This is a genomic window from Achromobacter sp. JD417, assembly GCF_041879325.1.
Taxonomy (GTDB): domain Bacteria; phylum Pseudomonadota; class Gammaproteobacteria; order Burkholderiales; family Burkholderiaceae_B; genus Achromobacter; species Achromobacter mucicolens.
In genome coordinates this window covers 1657679-1672251 of the sequence record NZ_CP087159.1, presented here as the reverse complement: position 1 = coordinate 1672251, position 14573 = coordinate 1657679, and the positions used below count along the sequence as shown (strand labels likewise).

Sequence of the window (14573 nt, the reverse complement as noted above, 5' to 3'; positions counted from 1 at the left end):
AAAGGCAGATATGGATACACCCGCCGGCAAACAAATTCCGCTGATTATGTCAGAGATAAGGACGGCGGCAGACAAGCTCGCACACATCGGGCCCGCAGTCAGCATTTTTGGTAGCGCACGAGTCAGCCGTAATTCCCCGTACTATGAAACCACCATCGCGATTGCCGCGGCCTTGGCCGAAGCAGGCTTTGCCGTCATCGCGGGTGGCGGCCCCGGCATCATGGAAGCCGCCAACAAAGGCGCATTCGAATCAGGAGGCACGAGCGTCGGCTTGAACATCAGCCTGCCGCACGAAGCGCACAACAACGAATACCAGACCATCAGCCTGTCCTTCGAGTATTTTTTCCCTCGCAAGGCGGCATTCTTCATGCACAGCTTCGCCTACGTGGCGATGCCGGGCGGCTTTGGCACCCTGGACGAACTCTTCGAAGCGTTGACGCTCATCCAGACCGGCAAGGTCCCCCCGGCCCCCATCGTCCTGGTCGGCAGCGAGTACTGGTCGGGCCTTGCCGAATGGATTGGCGATCAGGTGCTCGGCAATGGCATGATCGGCGCGCATGACCTGGATCTTTTCATCATCGAAGACGATCCCGTGAAGGTCGTGCGCAAGGTGGTCGAGTTCCACGAACGCGTGATGTCCGACGAGCAATACGCCCCGTCCCTTCCCGCCTGATCCCGCACGCCCGTCCGGGGCCGCATGCCCCGCGGGCGCGGCTGGCCATCGTCAAGGCAGTGACTTAGGTCATGGCCTTGACGATGGCCTCGCGCGCCAGCTCCACGAACTCGCTTTCGCCGGGGCGGGCCGCTAGCAGCCGGAATTCCACCGACGGCAACGCCGGCAGGCCAGGCGCCTGCAGCCGCGCCATGCCGGCGCCAAGCGCCGATTCGTTCAGGCACGCCACGCCCAGTCCCGCCGCCACCGCCAGCTGCAATCCCGCCACGCCGGACGCCTCGTGCGACACGACATAAGGAAGGCTGCGGCGTGACAACAGCCGCTCAACGTATTGGCGCAAGGCGCACGTCTCCGGCAGGGCCAGCAAGGGCAACGGTTCGGCCAGCGGCGGCGCCGCGCCCTCGGCTGCCATCCACAGCAGCGGTTCGCGCCGCAGTAGCGCGCCATCGGCCCGGCCGCGCGCCGCGCCCCGCTCCTGGATGACCATGGAGATGCCGACGTCGATCTCGCCGCGCTCGTAAGCGGCCTCGATCGCTCCGCTCTTCATGATGGTGACGTGCAGCCGCACCTGCGGGTATTGCTCGTTCAGCCGGCGCAGCAGACGCGCGACGTCGCCCGGGCGGAAGTAATCCGTGATGCACAGCCGCAGTTCGCCGCGTAGCGCCACGCCGCGCAGGTCGCGGTAGGCCTCGTCGCTCAGGGCCAGGATCGTGCGCGCATGCGCCAGCAGGCGCTGGCCGGCGGGCGTTGCCCGCACGCCCGTCTTGCCGCGCACCAGCAGCGGCTGGCCCGCCCTGTCCTCCAGCTTGCGCATCTGTTCACTGACCGAAGACTGCGACAGGAACACTTTGGGCGCGGCTGCCGTCAGGCTGCCCGCGTCCAGCACGGCAACCAGGGTGCGCAGTTGGTCCAGGTCAAATCCGCTCATGGCTATCCAACGGCAAATACGATGGATGAAATCGTAAATTCCCGCTTTTCCGATGTCAATGCGCTTTCTACACTGACGCCGTACCTACCCCACCCGGAGAGCCGTCATGCCCCACATCGTCATCCATCGTTCCGGCACGCCCGATGCCGCCATCGACCACCGCATCGTCGAGTCCGTCGCCGCACTGACCCAGTCCGTCCTCGGAAAAAAACTGCCCGTCATCGCCATCACGCTGCAGCACATTGCGCACGACCTCTGGTTCATCGGCGGGCGTCCCTTGTCGGAACTGGGCAAAAACGCATTCCATCTGGATATCAGCGTGACGGACGAGACCAACACCAAGGCCGAGAAAGCGCGCTTCATCAAGGAGATCTACGCGGCTTTCGCGGACATCCTGGGCGAGCTGCACGAATGCTCCTATGTGCACGTCATCGACGCGCGCGCTGCCGCCTACGGCTATGGCGGACGCACGCAGGAATACCGGCACCAGCACAGCGCCTCGTAAGCCGGTAGTGCCACGTCCTGCGATGTCTGGCACCCGCCCAACATGCAAAAAGCCGCGCACCCAAAGGTGCGCGGCTTTTCATTGGCCGGGCTTGTTGGCGGCAGGCTGCCGCCTGCAAGCTTAGACCGCGGATTCGCGCGCGGCGCGCTTGCGCTCGTTTTCGAGCAGGTAGCGCTTGCGCAGACGAATCGACTTCGGGGTGATTTCGACCAGTTCGTCGTCGTCGATGAATTCGACGGCGTATTCCAGCGACATCTGGATCGGCGGAACCAGGCGCACGGCTTCGTCGGTGCCCGAGGCGCGCACGTTGGTCAACTGCTTGCCCTTGATCGGGTTCACGACCAGGTCGTTGTCGCGGCTGTGGATGCCGATGATCATGCCTTCGTACAGCGCATCGCCCGGGTTGACGAACATGCGGCCGCGATCCTGCAGCTTCCACAGTGCGTAGGCCACGGCGTCGCCGTTGTCCTGGCTGATCAGCACGCCATTGCGGCGCTCGCCGATGGAGCCTTCCTTGATGGGCGCGTATTCGTGGAAGATGTGGCTCATCAGGCCCGTGCCGCGCGTCAGCGTCAGGAACTCGTTCTGGAAGCCGATCAGGCCGCGGGCCGGGATCAGGTATTCCAGGCGCGTACGGCCACGGCCGTCCGGCTGCATGTCCTGCAGATCGCCCTTGCGGCGGCCCAGCTCTTCCATGACGCCGCCCTGGTGGGCGTCTTCGACGTCAACGGTCAGCGATTCGAACGGCTCGCACTTCACGCCGTCGATTTCCTTGAACACCACGCGCGGACGCGACACGGCCAGCTCGTAGCCTTCGCGGCGCATCGTTTCCAGCAGAATGGTCAGGTGCAGTTCGCCACGGCCCGACACTTCAAACACGGTGTCGTCGCCCGTGTCGCGCACACGCAGCGCCACGTTGGACTTCAGCTCGCGGTCCAGGCGGTCGCGCACTTGGCGGCTGGTCACGAACTTGCCTTCGCGGCCCGCCAGCGGCGACGTGTTAACCATGAAGTTCATGGTCAGCGTCGGCTCGTCGATGCGCAGCATCGGCAGCGGTTCCTGGTTGGCCGGATCCATCACCGTGCAACCGATGCCCAGGTCTTCAATGCCGTTGATCAGCACGATGTCGCCGGCTTCGGCTTCGTCCACCACGATGCGCTCCAGGCCATGGAACTTCAGCACCTGGTTGATGCGGCCGCGGCCGCCCTGGCCGTCGGGACCGAACTTGTAGGCCACTTCCATGCCGGGGCGCATACGGCCACGGTTGATGCGGCCCACGCCGATCTTGCCGACGTAGCTGTTGTAGTCCAGCGAGATGATCTGCATCTGCAGCGGACCGTTGGGATCGTCCTCGCGCTGCGGCACGTGCTGCAGGATGGCTTCGAACAGCGGACGCATGTCGCCTTCGCGCACATCCGGCGTGAGGCCGGCGTAGCCGGACAGGCCCGACGCGTACACGACCGGGAAGTCCAGCTGCTCGTCGGTGGCGCCCAGCTTGTCGAACAGATCGAACGTGGCGTTGATGACGAAATCCGTACGGGCGCCCGGACGGTCAACCTTGTTGACCACGACGATGGGCTTCAAGCCCAGTGCCAGCGCCTTGCGGGTCACGAAAATGGTCTGGGGCATCGGGCCTTCGACCGCGTCCACCAGCAGCAGCACGCCGTCGACCATGGACAGCACGCGCTCGACTTCACCGCCGAAGTCCGCGTGTCCCGGGGTGTCGACGATGTTGATGTGGGTACCTTCGTATTCCACGGCACAGTTCTTGGCCAGAATCGTGATGCCGCGTTCCTTTTCCAGGTCGTTCGAGTCCATGACCCGTTCGGTCAGCGCCTGGTTTTCGCGGAAGGTGCCGGATTGGCGCAGCAGCTGGTCGACCAGGGTGGTTTTACCGTGGTCCACGTGGGCGATGATGGCGACGTTGCGCAAGGCGCGAGTCATAGCGAGTCCTTTAAGGTCAGGGTGGAGGGCAGCAAGCCCTCCGGCAATTCGTTCAGTGCAAGCAATGCCTGCTTCGGGTCTGGCATGGCCTGCAAGGCTTCCAGTTCAACGGCGCGTTCCAGAGAGAAGGGCCCGACGTGCGTGCGCCGCAGCGCCGTCAGGTGGGCGAAACAGCCCAGCACGCGCCCGATGTCCTGGGCCAGTGTTCGGATGTATGTGCCTTTACTGCAAGCCACATCGATCTCTGCCTGCGTCCCGGTGAGGGACAACAGCTCGATGCGGTATATCGTGATCTGGCGCGGCGGCCGCTCCAGTTCGATGCCCGCGCGGGCGTACTCGTACAGCGGCTTGCCGTCGCGCTTGAGCGCGGAGTACATCGGCGGAATCTGCTCGATGGTGCCCGAGAAACGTGACAGCGCGTCGCGCAGCGCCTGTTCCTCGACGGTAAAACCGGGTTCGGCGGTCGCCGTGACGTTGCCCGTCAGGTCGCCGGAATCGGTTTCCGATCCAAATTGCAGCGTAGCGCGATATGCCTTGTCGGCGTCAAGCATCGCGCCGGAAATTTTGGTGGCGCGACCCATGCAGCACACCAGCAAGCCGGTGGCAAAGGGGTCCAGCGTGCCGGTATGGCCGGCCTTGGCCGCATCCATGGCGCGTTTGGCGCGCTGCAAGGCGTGATTGCTCGACAAACCCACGGGTTTATCAAGCAACAGCACACCGTCGAGCGCAAGCCCGCGTCGTTTAGCCATCGTCGGAATCCGGAAAAAAATGAAGCAGTGACGACAGCCCGATCAGGACTGGTCTTCTGGCTCGTCGGGTACGCCCGAGTGCGGGCCGGGGCGGTTTGCGCGGTCGATGAGGATCGACATCTCGATGCCACGAGCGACTTGCTCGTCGTGGAAGAAGCGCAAAGTGGGGACGGTATGGATGTGCAAAAGCTTGTAGAGCTGCGAATGCAGCCAGCCGGCCTTCTCGTTCAGCAAGGTGGCGGCGGCTTCGGGCTCGGCGCCCAAAACCGTGAACCACACCTTGGCATGCGCGTAGTCGGTCGACAGTTCCACACCCGAAATCGTGATCAATCCAGCGCGTTTGGTGTCGATCTCGCGCTGGATGATCCCGGCCAGATCCTTCTGGATCTGGTCGGCCAGCCGCAGATTGCGGCCGGGAATGGCTTTGGACTTGTGACGGCTCATTAACAATGCCTGGCGCCTGCTTTACAGCGTGCGCGCAATTTCCTTGATTTCAAAGACTTCCAGCTGGTCGCCCACCTGGATGTCGTTGTTGCCGCGCAGCGTCAGGCCGCAATCGAAGCCCGACTTGACTTCCTTGACGTCGTCCTTGAAGCGGCGCAGCGATTCGAGGTGCCCCGTCCAGTGAACCACGTTGTTGCGCAGCAGGCGGACCTGGGAATCGCGGCGCACGATGCCATCGAGCACCATACAACCGGCGATGTTGCCGAGGCGGGAGATGCTGTACACCTCGCGGATCTCGACCAGGCCGATGATTTCTTCCTTCTTCTCGGGCGCCAGCATGCCCGACATGGCGGCCTTAACTTCATCCACGGCGTCGTAGATGATGTTGTAGTAGCGCACGTCGATGCCGTTGTTCTCGGCAAGCTTCTTGGCGCTGGCGTCGGCGCGCACGTTGAAGCCGATGACGACGGCGTGCGAGGCGATGGCCAGGTTGATGTCGGTTTCCGAGATGCCGCCCACGGCGGCGTGCACGACCTGAACGCGCACTTCGTCGGTGGACAGCTTGACCAGCGATTGCACCAGCGCTTCCTGCGAACCCTGCACGTCGGTCTTGACGATAAGGGTGAGGGTCTGGGTGCCTTCGCCGAGGTTGTCGAACATCGATTCCAGCTTGGCGGCCTGTTGGCGGGCCAGCTTGACGTCGCGGAACTTGCCCTGGCGGAACAGCGCGATTTCGCGCGCCTTGCGCTCGTCGGACAGCGCCATCAGTTCGTCGCCGGCGGCCGGCACTTCGGTCAGGCCCTGGATCTCGACGGGGATCGACGGTCCGGCCGACTGGATCGGCTTGCCGTTTTCGTCGAGCATGGCGCGCACGCGGCCAAAGCTCGCGCCGGCCAGCACCACGTCGCCGCGCTTGAGCGTGCCGCTCTGCACCAGGATCGTCGCGACCGGGCCGCGGCCCTTGTCCAGACGGGCCTCGATGACCAAGCCCTTGGCGGGCGCGTCTTCCGGCGCCTTCAGTTCCAGCACTTCGGCTTGCAGCAGCACGTTTTCGAGAAGATCGTCGATGCCTTGGCCAGTCTTGGCGGACACGCCCACGAACGGCACGTCGCCGCCGTATTCTTCCGGCACGACCTCTTCGGCAACCAGTTCCTGCTTGACGCGGTCCGGGTTGGCGGCGGGCTTGTCGATCTTGGTCACGGCCACGACGATGGGCACGCCAGCAGCCTTGGCATGGTGGATGGCTTCACGCGTCTGGGGCATCACGCCGTCGTCGGCGGCAACCACCAGAATCACGATGTCGGTCGCCTTGGCGCCGCGGGCACGCATGGCGGTGAACGCCTCGTGGCCCGGGGTGTCCAGGAAGGTGACCATGCCGCGCTCGGTGCGCACGTGATAGGCGCCGATGTGCTGCGTAATGCCGCCGGCTTCGCCCGCGGCAACCTTGGCGCGGCGGATGTAGTCCAGCAGCGAGGTCTTGCCGTGGTCGACGTGGCCCATGACGGTCACGACCGGCGCGCGCGGCAGCTGTTCGGCTTCGGATTGGGTGGCGGATTCGTCCAGGAAGGCTTCCGGATCGTCCAGCTTGGCGGCGATCGCGACGTGGCCAAGTTCTTCGACCACGATCATGGCCGTTTCCTGGTCCAGGACCTGGTTGATGGTGACCATCTGGCCGAGCTTCATCAATTGCTTGATGACTTCGGCGGCCTTGACGGACATCTTGTGGGCCAGGTCGGCGACGCTGATGGTTTCCGGCACGTGAACTTCACGTGCGATGAATTCCTGCGGCGCCGGCTCGTTGCGGCGGTCGTTCTGCTGGTTGCGGCCACCACGGCCGCCCGATTTGCCACCGCCCTTGCCGCCTGCACGCCAGCCATCGCGGCTGGCCGGGGCTGCCGGCTTGTCGGCGGGCTTCTTGCGCGACGAATCGTCCGACCAGGTCGACGACACTTCGGCGGTCTTGATGGTCTTCTTGGCGCCAGGCGCGGCCGGCTTGGCGTCCTTCTTGGCCGCAGGCGCGGCGCCGGGCTTGCCGGCGGGCTTGTGCAGCGTGCCGGAGATCGGCGCGGCAGCGGGCGCTTCCGGTTCCGGCGCGCGCAGCACCTTGCGGGGACGGTTCAGCATTTCGCGCAGCGCGGCGGCCTCGGCCTCGGCGGCGCGGCGGGCTTCGTCGCGGCCAGCGGTCGTGGCGGAAGCGGCCAGCGGCGGCCCGGCGCGACGATTGTCGGCGCGGGAAGCTGCCTTGGGCGCGGCGGCCTCGGGCTTGGCGGCGGGCTTCACGGATTCGGATTTCGCGGCAGGCTGCGCCTGGGCGACAGGCGCGGCGGCCTGGGAGGAAGATGTTTCGGACTTATTGGCTAGCACAGCAGGTTCCGGCTTGGCTTCTTCAGCCTTGGGCTCGGTGGTTTCAGTCTTGATTTCGGGCTTGGCCTCTTCGGCCACGGGCTCGGCAGGAGCAGGCGCCGGCGTCGGTTCGGGTTCAGGCTGGGCCTGAACTTCGGGCGCTTGGGCCTCGACGGGGGCGGGAGCTTCGGCCGCGACGGATTCGGTTGCCGCGGGCGCTTCGGCCGGGGCGGCGGCTTCGACAGCGGCGGGCTCCTGCTGCGGCGCTTCGGCCTGGGCGGGAGCTTCGGCCTCTACAGGCGCCGTTTCGCGAGGTTCGGCGGCGGCGGGCGCCTCGGGCACTGCGGGCGCAGCCGGAGCGGAAACCTGCGGAGCGGCTTGCTCGGCAGCTTCCTCTTCGGGACGGGCCGAGGCAGCCTGCTCCAGGGCGAGTTCGGACGGGTCGCGCTTGACGAAGACGCGCTTCTTGCGCACTTCGACCTGGATCGTGCGCGAACGGCCCGTGGCGTCGGCTTGCCGGATCTCGGAAGTCTGGCGGCGCGTCAGCGTGATCTTCTTGCCTTCGGTTGCGCCGTGTGCGCGACGCAGCGATTCGAGCAATTTCGCCTTGTCGCTGTCGGTGACGGAATCGTCAACCGATTTGAGGTCAACGCCAGCCGAACGCAGCTGATCCAGCAGCACGTTGGCAGGCATTTTCAGCTCGGTAGCGAACTGGGCGACGGTATTACTCGACATTAGGCTCTCTCTTCCCTATAGGCAGCTATTACAAACAACGTGAACTTGCGGTGGACGAAGCGGCAGCATCCTCCACCGCAGACCCGTGTCCTTATGGTTATTCTTCGTCAAACCAATGGGCACGGGCACGCATGATGAGATCGCTGGCTTCCTGTTCGGTCAGACCGGCGATTTCCGCCAGTTCGTCCGTTGCCAATTCGGCCAGATCATCACGCGTATGCACTTGACGCTCGGCCAGCTTGGCGGCCAGTTCCGGCGTCATGCCTTCGAGTTCTAGCAGATCCTGTGCGGTCTCAAGGCGCTCTTCCTGGGCAATTGCCTCGGTCAGCAGCGCATTGCGGGCACGGGCGCGCAACTCATTGATGGTGTCTTCGTCAAACGCCTCGATTTCCAGCAGTTCCTGCATGGGCACGTAGGCGATTTCCTCGATACCGGTAAATCCTTCGTCGATCAGGATGTCAGCGACTTCCTCGTCGACGTCCAGCTTGCTCATGAACGTGGTGCGCAGACCCGAACGCTCGACTTCCTGGCGGTTCAGGCTTTCTTCCGGCGTCATGATGTTGATCTGCCAGCCGGTCAGTTCGGACGCCAGGCGCACGTTCTGGCCCTTGGCGCCGATGGCCTTCGGCAGGTTTTCCTCGTCCACCACGACGTCCATCGCATGCTTGTCTTCATCGACGACGATGGATTCGACGTTGGCCGGCGCCAGCGCGCCGATGACGAACTGCGCGGGGTCTTCCGACCACAGCACGATGTCGACCTGCTCGCCGCCGAGTTCGTTGCGCACGGCGGTCACGCGCGAACCGCGCATGCCGACGCACGTCCCGATGGGATCGATACGCTTATCGTATGCCACGACGGCGATCTTCGCACGCACGCCGGCATCGCGGGCAGCAGCCTTGATCTCGAGCAGACCCTGCTCGATCTCGGGCACTTCGTTCTCGAACAGCTGGCGGATGAACTCGGGCGACGTGCGCGACAGGATGACCTGCTGGCCACGCGCGGCGTGGTCCACACGCAACACGAAGGCGCGCACGCGATCGGCAACCCGCAGGTTTTCCTTGGGGATCATTTCGGAGCGCGGCAGGCGCGCTTCGATCTTGCCGGTTTCAACGATGGCGTCGCCCTTGTCCATGCGCTTGATCGTGCCGGAGACGATGGTTTCACCACGGTCCAGGAAGTCGTTCAGCACCTGTTCGCGCTCGGCGTCGCGGATCTTTTGCAGGATCGCCTGCTTGGCGGCCTGGGCGCCGATGCGGCCGAATTCGATGGGCTCCAGGGGCTCTTCGATGTACTCGCCTTCCTTGATGCCGGGGACGATTTCCTCCGCATCCGACAGCATTTCCTGCTTGTCGGGTTCTTGCAGGCCAGCCTCGTCGGGCACGACCAGCCAACGGCGGAAGCCTTCGTGGTCTCCCGTTTCCCTATCGATGGAAACACGAATGTCCGCATCATCCTTGAAGCGCTTTTTCATGGCCGAGGCCAGCGCACTTTCGAGAGCGCCGAACACGACGTCACGCGTGACGTTCTTTTCACGCGCCAAGGCATCGACCAACAGAAGAATTTCGCGACTCATCGCTTTTTGCCCTTGAAATCCAGAACGGGATCCAGTTTTGCACGTTCGATGTCTTCGACCGTGAAATTCAACACCTGGACTTCGTTCTTTTTTGCCTCAAATTCGAGACCGAACACGGTCTTGTGCATGCCAGCAGCCGCGTCGGAAGCAGCGGCGTCGTCTTCCGGCACGGTCAACGTGCCCGAGAAGACCTTGCGGCCGTCCAATGCTTCGCGCAGCTTGATTTCGATGCGCTCGCCTGCGAACCGGCGGAACTCGGCCTCGGTGCGCAGCGGGCGATCCACGCCCGGCGACCCGACCTCGAGGCGCTTGTAGTCGATGTTCTCGACCTCATAGACCCGCGACAATTGGCGGGACACCTGCTCGCAGTCTTCGATGCGCACACCGCCGACCCGATCGATCGTGACGCGCAAAAGACCCAGGGCGGCACGTTCCACGTCGACGAGTTCGACGTCCATGCCGGCCAGAGCCTCTTCGGTCAATGCGAATAAATCAGCCATATACTCAAAAAAAATGGGCTGCACGCCCAGCCCACCGATATTGCACAGAGCCCAGCCGCTTCCCTACTGCACGTAAGGAGCAATGCTGGGCAGTGCCCTATATTGCGACCTAATTTTTGGCTTGCGCCGTCCTGACTGCCCGCCCAGGTCTGGCCGGGGTCGGGATCAATGCCGTGGCGCCTGTGCGCCGTCCGCAGATAGCGGCTCGCTCCAACGAGACTGCTGCAAGCAGCGCCCCTGGGCACGCCAACACGCCAGCACAAAGCCGAGCGCCCGGTCGGCACACATGCAGCCGACGTGCTTTTTGCGGTAAAGCGCACTTGAGAAACCAGTGCATCCAGCAAAAAGCCATGACGCGAAGCCATGAAAACCATTGATTTTACCAGATAAACGGGAAAATCGCCTGATTCGTCACGGGCTTACGTTTATATGGGACGGATGCGGGGCGGCAGCGCGCTCAGCGGGCCGCCCTGCGGGGATCATCGGCCCTGGCGTCCGCGGCCGCCACCCACGACACCCAAGCGGGATTCGTGCGCCGACGCACTGCGCGGCTGCCAATCGTCGCCCCGCTGACCGCCTTCGCTGCGGGCGCCGCCCGCACGCGGCGTGCGCGGCTTGCCGCCCGCGCCGGGACCCTTGTTGTTGCCGCCGGCGCGTGCGCCTTCGGCCTTGTTGCCGCCGCGGCCGCCGGCAGCCGGCTTGCCCCCGCGCGCCGCATTGCCGCCGCGCGCGCCTGCCGGTTTGTTGCCGCCCGGCTTGCCGCCGCCCGGCTTGCCACCGGACTTGCCGCCGGGCCTGCGGCCCGCGCCAGCCGGCGCTTCCGCCATGCCGCCAACCGCCGGGTTCACGCCTGCGACATTGCCGCCCGCCGGGCTGCTGGCCATCGGATTACCCGGGCCGGCGTTCGCTGCGGCGCGAGGCCCACGGGCATTGCCGCCCGAGCGTCCACCCGCCTTGCCGCCCGACTTACCGCCCGCCTTGCCACCGGGCTTGCCGGCGCCAGCGGGCCGCGAACCCGGTTTGCCCTTGCGATTGCCGAAGCCGCCCTCGCCCGAGAGCGGATGGCCGTTGGCATAGCCGCCAGCAATCATCAGGCCGGTGCCGAACGGATCGGACGGACACGCCGCGGCCTGACCCGCGCTGCCCACACCGCCGCCCTGCAGCTTGCCGCGGCGCCCGATGCGGGCGCCATTCATGCCATTGCGGTCCAGCGTGCCAAACCCCGGGGGCAGCGCGCTGTCATGCGATTGCGGCTGCTTGGAGCGGCGGCGGTTGCCGGACGAATCGTCGTCGTCACGCAACAGCCCCAGTTGCACCATCAGCGCGGTCACGAGAGACGCATCCAGTTCGTCCCAGCGGCCACGGCGCAGCGTGCGCGGCAGCACGACATCGCCAAAGCGCGTACGGATCAGGCGGCTGACCGTGACGCCAACCGCTTCAAACATGCGGCGCACTTCCCGGTTGCGGCCTTCTTGCAGCGTGACGCGATACCAGCGGTTGCTGCCGTCGCCGCCCAGATAATCCAGCGCGCCGAACGCGGCCAGACCGTCTTCGAGTTCGATGCCGTCCACCAGCGACTGGCGCTGCGCTTCGTCCATTTCACCCAGGACACGGACGGCGTACTCGCGTTCCGTGCCATAACGGGGGTGCATGATCCGGTTGGCCATGTCGCCCGACGTCGTGAAGATGAGCAGGCCTTCGGTGTTCAAGTCCAGGCGGCCCACCGAGAGCCACTTGCCGGTGCGCAGCTTGGGCAAACGCGCAAACACGCTGGCACGACCGCCGGGGTCGTCGTGGCTGACGATCTCGCCGGCGGGCTTGTGATACAGGATCACGCGCGGCGGCTTCTTGGTGTTGGCGCGCATGATGGGCTTGCCGTTGACGCGCACCTGGTCGTTGGGACCCACGCGCTGGCCAATATGCGCCGGCTCGCCGTTGACGGACACGCGGCCCGCCACGATCAGTTCTTCCATTTCGCGGCGCGAGCCGATGCCGGCGTCGGCCAGCACCTTGTGCAGCTTGGGCATGACCGCTTCGCTGTTCAGGTACTTGCCCAGGCGCTGTTCCATGCGGTCAGCCGTGTCCAGGTAGGACAGGGCCTGTTCGGCCTCCTGCTCGCCGCCACGGGAGTCCGCGGACTCGACCGGCGCGGCCGGCGCGGCGGCCTGGCCTTCGGCGGCGGGGGCCTGCTCGGCGGCGGCATCGCCACGACGGCGGCGGAACGGCGTCCTCAGTTTGCGGCCGCGGCCGCGGGCGCCGGCATCGCCTTCGGCGGCCGGTTCGCGCGCGCCAGAGGATTCCGGCGCGCCGGCAACGGCGTCATCCGAACGGGGGGTGTCGTCCTGTATTGCTGTATTCGTTGTCACTGGGACAGCTCCGAATTTCAAACTTGGGTAGGCCTGCCGGGAGCAGGCTCGTCATCATCTGGGGACGCCGAATCCGGTCCAGACCCGGACCGTTCGGGGTCCGCCTCTTCCGGCGCCGCGTCGGCGGCTTCGGCGTCGGGCTGAACAGCCCCGCCAAGACCATGAACGGGCTCACGCCTGGCGTCGCCAGGGGCCTCGGCATCGGTCTTGTCAGTCGGGTCAGTCGGTTCCGCGTGTTTTGCGTTCTCGACTCTTTCCTTTGCAGCACCGGCCTCGGAGGCATCGGCGGCCATATCGGAAATGTCGTTGCCAGCCCTGTCGTCGGGAAGATCGGACGAGAGCGGCGTATTGGACAAGCCTTCGGCTTGCTCCCGGACGGTGGATTCGTCGGCGGGATCCGCGCCTTCTTCTGTGCGCGAAAGCTGGGATTCTACGCTATCGATGGCCGCCATGGGGGCCTCGTCTTCCGAAACAGACAATTCCGCAACAGGGAGGTTCTCGCGGTTTTGTTCGTCGAGGCCAGCCAGGGGCAGATTTTCGCCTTCGGGCGCCGCCTGGTCCGGCTCAACATCCGAGCCTGGCCCTGCGCCATCGGCGCCAAGCGTGGCACCTTCTTGGGCCGCCTCGCCTGCTGGCGCGGCGCCCTCGCCTTCGGCCTGTTCCGGCCCCTCGCCCAGCACCTGCTGCACTTCGCCCAGGTCCAGCCCGGCGAGTGCAGCGGCCGCGTGCGCGGTTTCCAGCGGCGGCAGCTCGTCCAGCGCGCGCAGCCCCAGATCGTCCAGGAACTGACGCGTGGTGCCGAACAGCGCGGGGCGTCCCGGCGCGTCACGATGGCCGATCACCTCGATCCAGCCACGGTCTTCGAGGGCCTTGACGATCTGCGACGACACCGTCACGCCCCGGATGTCTTCGATATCCCCGCGCGTCACGGGTTGGCGCCAAGCCACGATGGCCAGCGTTTCCATCACGGCGCGGGAATATTTAGGCGGCTTTTCCGGGCTTAGACGCTCCAGATAGCGCTGCATGCTGGGGCGGCTCTGGAAACGCCAGCCGGAGGCAAGCTGCACAAGTTCCAACCCGCCGTCGGCCCAGTTGGCCTGCAACGTCTCCAGCAGCCGGCGCACGGCACTGTTGTCGAATTGTTCATCATCCCCGAACAGCTTGCGCATATCGGAAATCTGCATCGGCTGCACCGCGCACAGCAGCGCGGTTTCCAGCACGAGTATTGCCTCGCTATCGTTCATCGACATCCAAATTCAAAAAGGGGCTAACTTGCGCTTGGTTTAAAATAAGGTTAATATTCTTTTCTCAGACGCGGGGTGGAGCAGTCTGGCAGCTCGTCGGGCTCATAACCCGAAGGTCGTAGGTTCAAATCCTGCCCCCGCAACCAATTCGATGAAGGCTCGGCATTCGCCGGGCCTTTTTCATTTGCGCGGCCAAATTGAATGCGCGAGAAACCGGCATTCGAATTGCGGACGAACCCGCGACAGCAGGCATCTTCGCGCGCAAACACCCGGGCCGCCGCATGAGCGGCGGCGCAACAGTCGATGTTGGCTTGCGAAATTGTCACTGGGTTCCTGTTTACCACCGCGCGCCGGCGCCCATAAGGCGGAACGCCTGCCGCTGCTGCGCAGCAGCGGCGGACGTCTGAGCAAAATCCGGTCTGAGCAAAATCTGGAAAAGCGGGCGCCAGCTATGCCGACGCCGGTCGCCAATATGGCTGCGGAACGCGCCGGAACCACCGGCACCAAGCGTTATCCGCGAAATTATTGATAGCAAAGACTAGAACCAACAGGCATCGGCCACAGCC

Annotated in this window: 12 protein-coding genes and 1 tRNA gene; 4 read left to right on the top strand and 9 right to left on the bottom strand. The window is 65.0% G+C overall.

What is annotated here, in order from left to right:
* Positions 1 to 46 precede the first annotated feature (46 nt).
* On the top strand, positions 47 to 673 hold the full coding sequence (locus tag LN047_RS07655) for a TIGR00730 family Rossman fold protein (protein ID WP_373982110.1): 627 nt from the start codon (positions 47 to 49) through the stop codon (positions 671 to 673).
* Positions 674 to 737: 64 nt separating this feature from the next.
* Here the strand turns inward: LN047_RS07655 and LN047_RS07650 are convergent, their stop codons facing one another.
* Entirely contained in the window at positions 738 to 1601 is an 864-nt protein-coding gene (locus tag LN047_RS07650) for a LysR family transcriptional regulator (protein WP_373981450.1), read from the bottom strand.
* Between the two features lie 106 nt (positions 1602 to 1707).
* Here LN047_RS07650 and LN047_RS07645 point away from each other — a divergent pair, with 106 nt between their 5' ends.
* Positions 1708 to 2106: a 4-oxalocrotonate tautomerase gene (locus tag LN047_RS07645; protein ID WP_279210575.1), complete on the top strand. Its 399-nt coding sequence runs from the start codon at positions 1708 to 1710 to the stop codon at positions 2104 to 2106.
* A 120-nt stretch (positions 2107 to 2226) separates the two neighbouring features.
* Here LN047_RS07645 and typA read toward each other — a convergent pair whose 3' ends face one another.
* The 8 genes from typA to scpB all read right to left on the bottom strand — a co-directional run bounded on the left by typA (position 2227) and on the right by scpB (position 14007).
* The gene (typA, locus tag LN047_RS07640; protein ID WP_056322397.1) at positions 2227 to 4050 is read right to left on the bottom strand and encodes a translational GTPase TypA; all 1824 of its coding nucleotides are present in this window, start codon (positions 4048 to 4050) and stop codon (positions 2227 to 2229) included.
* Positions 4047 to 4799 (bottom strand): tRNA pseudouridine(55) synthase TruB, encoded by a 753-nt coding sequence (truB, locus tag LN047_RS07635; protein WP_128827766.1) that lies wholly within the window; start codon positions 4797 to 4799, stop codon positions 4047 to 4049. Before truB ends, typA begins: the two co-directional genes overlap by 4 nt.
* 42 nt (positions 4800 to 4841) lie before the next feature.
* On the bottom strand, positions 4842 to 5243 hold the full coding sequence (rbfA, locus tag LN047_RS07630) for a 30S ribosome-binding factor RbfA (protein ID WP_056322392.1): 402 nt from the start codon (positions 5241 to 5243) through the stop codon (positions 4842 to 4844).
* A gap of 21 nt (positions 5244 to 5264) precedes the next feature.
* The gene (gene infB, locus LN047_RS07625) at positions 5265 to 8321 is read right to left on the bottom strand and encodes a translation initiation factor IF-2 (RefSeq protein WP_373981449.1); all 3057 of its coding nucleotides are present in this window, start codon (positions 8319 to 8321) and stop codon (positions 5265 to 5267) included.
* Between the two features lie 97 nt (positions 8322 to 8418).
* Positions 8419 to 9897 (bottom strand): transcription termination factor NusA, encoded by a 1479-nt coding sequence (gene nusA / locus LN047_RS07620; RefSeq protein ID WP_056322387.1) that lies wholly within the window; start codon positions 9895 to 9897, stop codon positions 8419 to 8421.
* Entirely contained in the window at positions 9894 to 10397 is a 504-nt protein-coding gene (gene rimP / locus LN047_RS07615) for a ribosome maturation factor RimP (RefSeq protein WP_056322384.1), read from the bottom strand. Before rimP ends, nusA begins: the two co-directional genes overlap by 4 nt.
* A 479-nt stretch (positions 10398 to 10876) precedes the next feature.
* A complete protein-coding gene (rluB, locus tag LN047_RS07610) occupies positions 10877 to 12763 on the bottom strand; it encodes a 23S rRNA pseudouridine(2605) synthase RluB (RefSeq protein WP_255452225.1) in 1887 nt (628 codons plus the stop codon).
* Between the two features lie 17 nt (positions 12764 to 12780).
* Positions 12781 to 14007 (bottom strand): SMC-Scp complex subunit ScpB, encoded by a 1227-nt coding sequence (gene scpB, locus LN047_RS07605; protein WP_373982109.1) that lies wholly within the window; start codon positions 14005 to 14007, stop codon positions 12781 to 12783.
* A gap of 69 nt (positions 14008 to 14076) precedes the next feature.
* Between scpB and LN047_RS07600 the strand changes: the two genes are divergently transcribed.
* Together LN047_RS07600 and LN047_RS07595 are read left to right on the top strand one after the other, a co-directional pair.
* A tRNA-Met gene (locus tag LN047_RS07600) sits at positions 14077 to 14153 on the top strand.
* A 5-nt stretch (positions 14154 to 14158) separates the two neighbouring features.
* Positions 14159 to 14536: a hypothetical protein gene (locus LN047_RS07595; RefSeq protein ID WP_373981448.1), complete on the top strand. Its 378-nt coding sequence runs from the start codon at positions 14159 to 14161 to the stop codon at positions 14534 to 14536.
* Positions 14537 to 14573: the final 37 nt, after the last annotated feature.

Coding starts and splice junctions, on each gene's coding strand:
- truB (WP_128827766.1), bottom strand. CDS start 4,799: ATGGCTAAACGACGCGGGCTTGCGCTCGACGGTGTGCTGTTGCTTGAT.
- rimP (WP_056322384.1), bottom strand. CDS start 10,397: ATGGCTGATTTATTCGCATTGACCGAAGAGGCTCTGGCCGGCATGGAC.
- rbfA (WP_056322392.1), bottom strand. CDS start 5,243: ATGAGCCGTCACAAGTCCAAAGCCATTCCCGGCCGCAATCTGCGGCTG.
- infB (WP_373981449.1), bottom strand. CDS start 8,321: ATGTCGAGTAATACCGTCGCCCAGTTCGCTACCGAGCTGAAAATGCCT.
- LN047_RS07645 (WP_279210575.1), top strand. CDS start 1,708: ATGCCCCACATCGTCATCCATCGTTCCGGCACGCCCGATGCCGCCATC.
- scpB (WP_373982109.1), bottom strand. CDS start 14,007: ATGAACGATAGCGAGGCAATACTCGTGCTGGAAACCGCGCTGCTGTGC.
- typA (WP_056322397.1), bottom strand. CDS start 4,050: ATGACTCGCGCCTTGCGCAACGTCGCCATCATCGCCCACGTGGACCAC.
- nusA (WP_056322387.1), bottom strand. CDS start 9,897: ATGAGTCGCGAAATTCTTCTGTTGGTCGATGCCTTGGCGCGTGAAAAG.
- LN047_RS07655 (WP_373982110.1), top strand. CDS start 47: ATGTCAGAGATAAGGACGGCGGCAGACAAGCTCGCACACATCGGGCCC.
- LN047_RS07595 (WP_373981448.1), top strand. CDS start 14,159: ATGAAGGCTCGGCATTCGCCGGGCCTTTTTCATTTGCGCGGCCAAATT.
- LN047_RS07650 (WP_373981450.1), bottom strand. CDS start 1,601: ATGAGCGGATTTGACCTGGACCAACTGCGCACCCTGGTTGCCGTGCTG.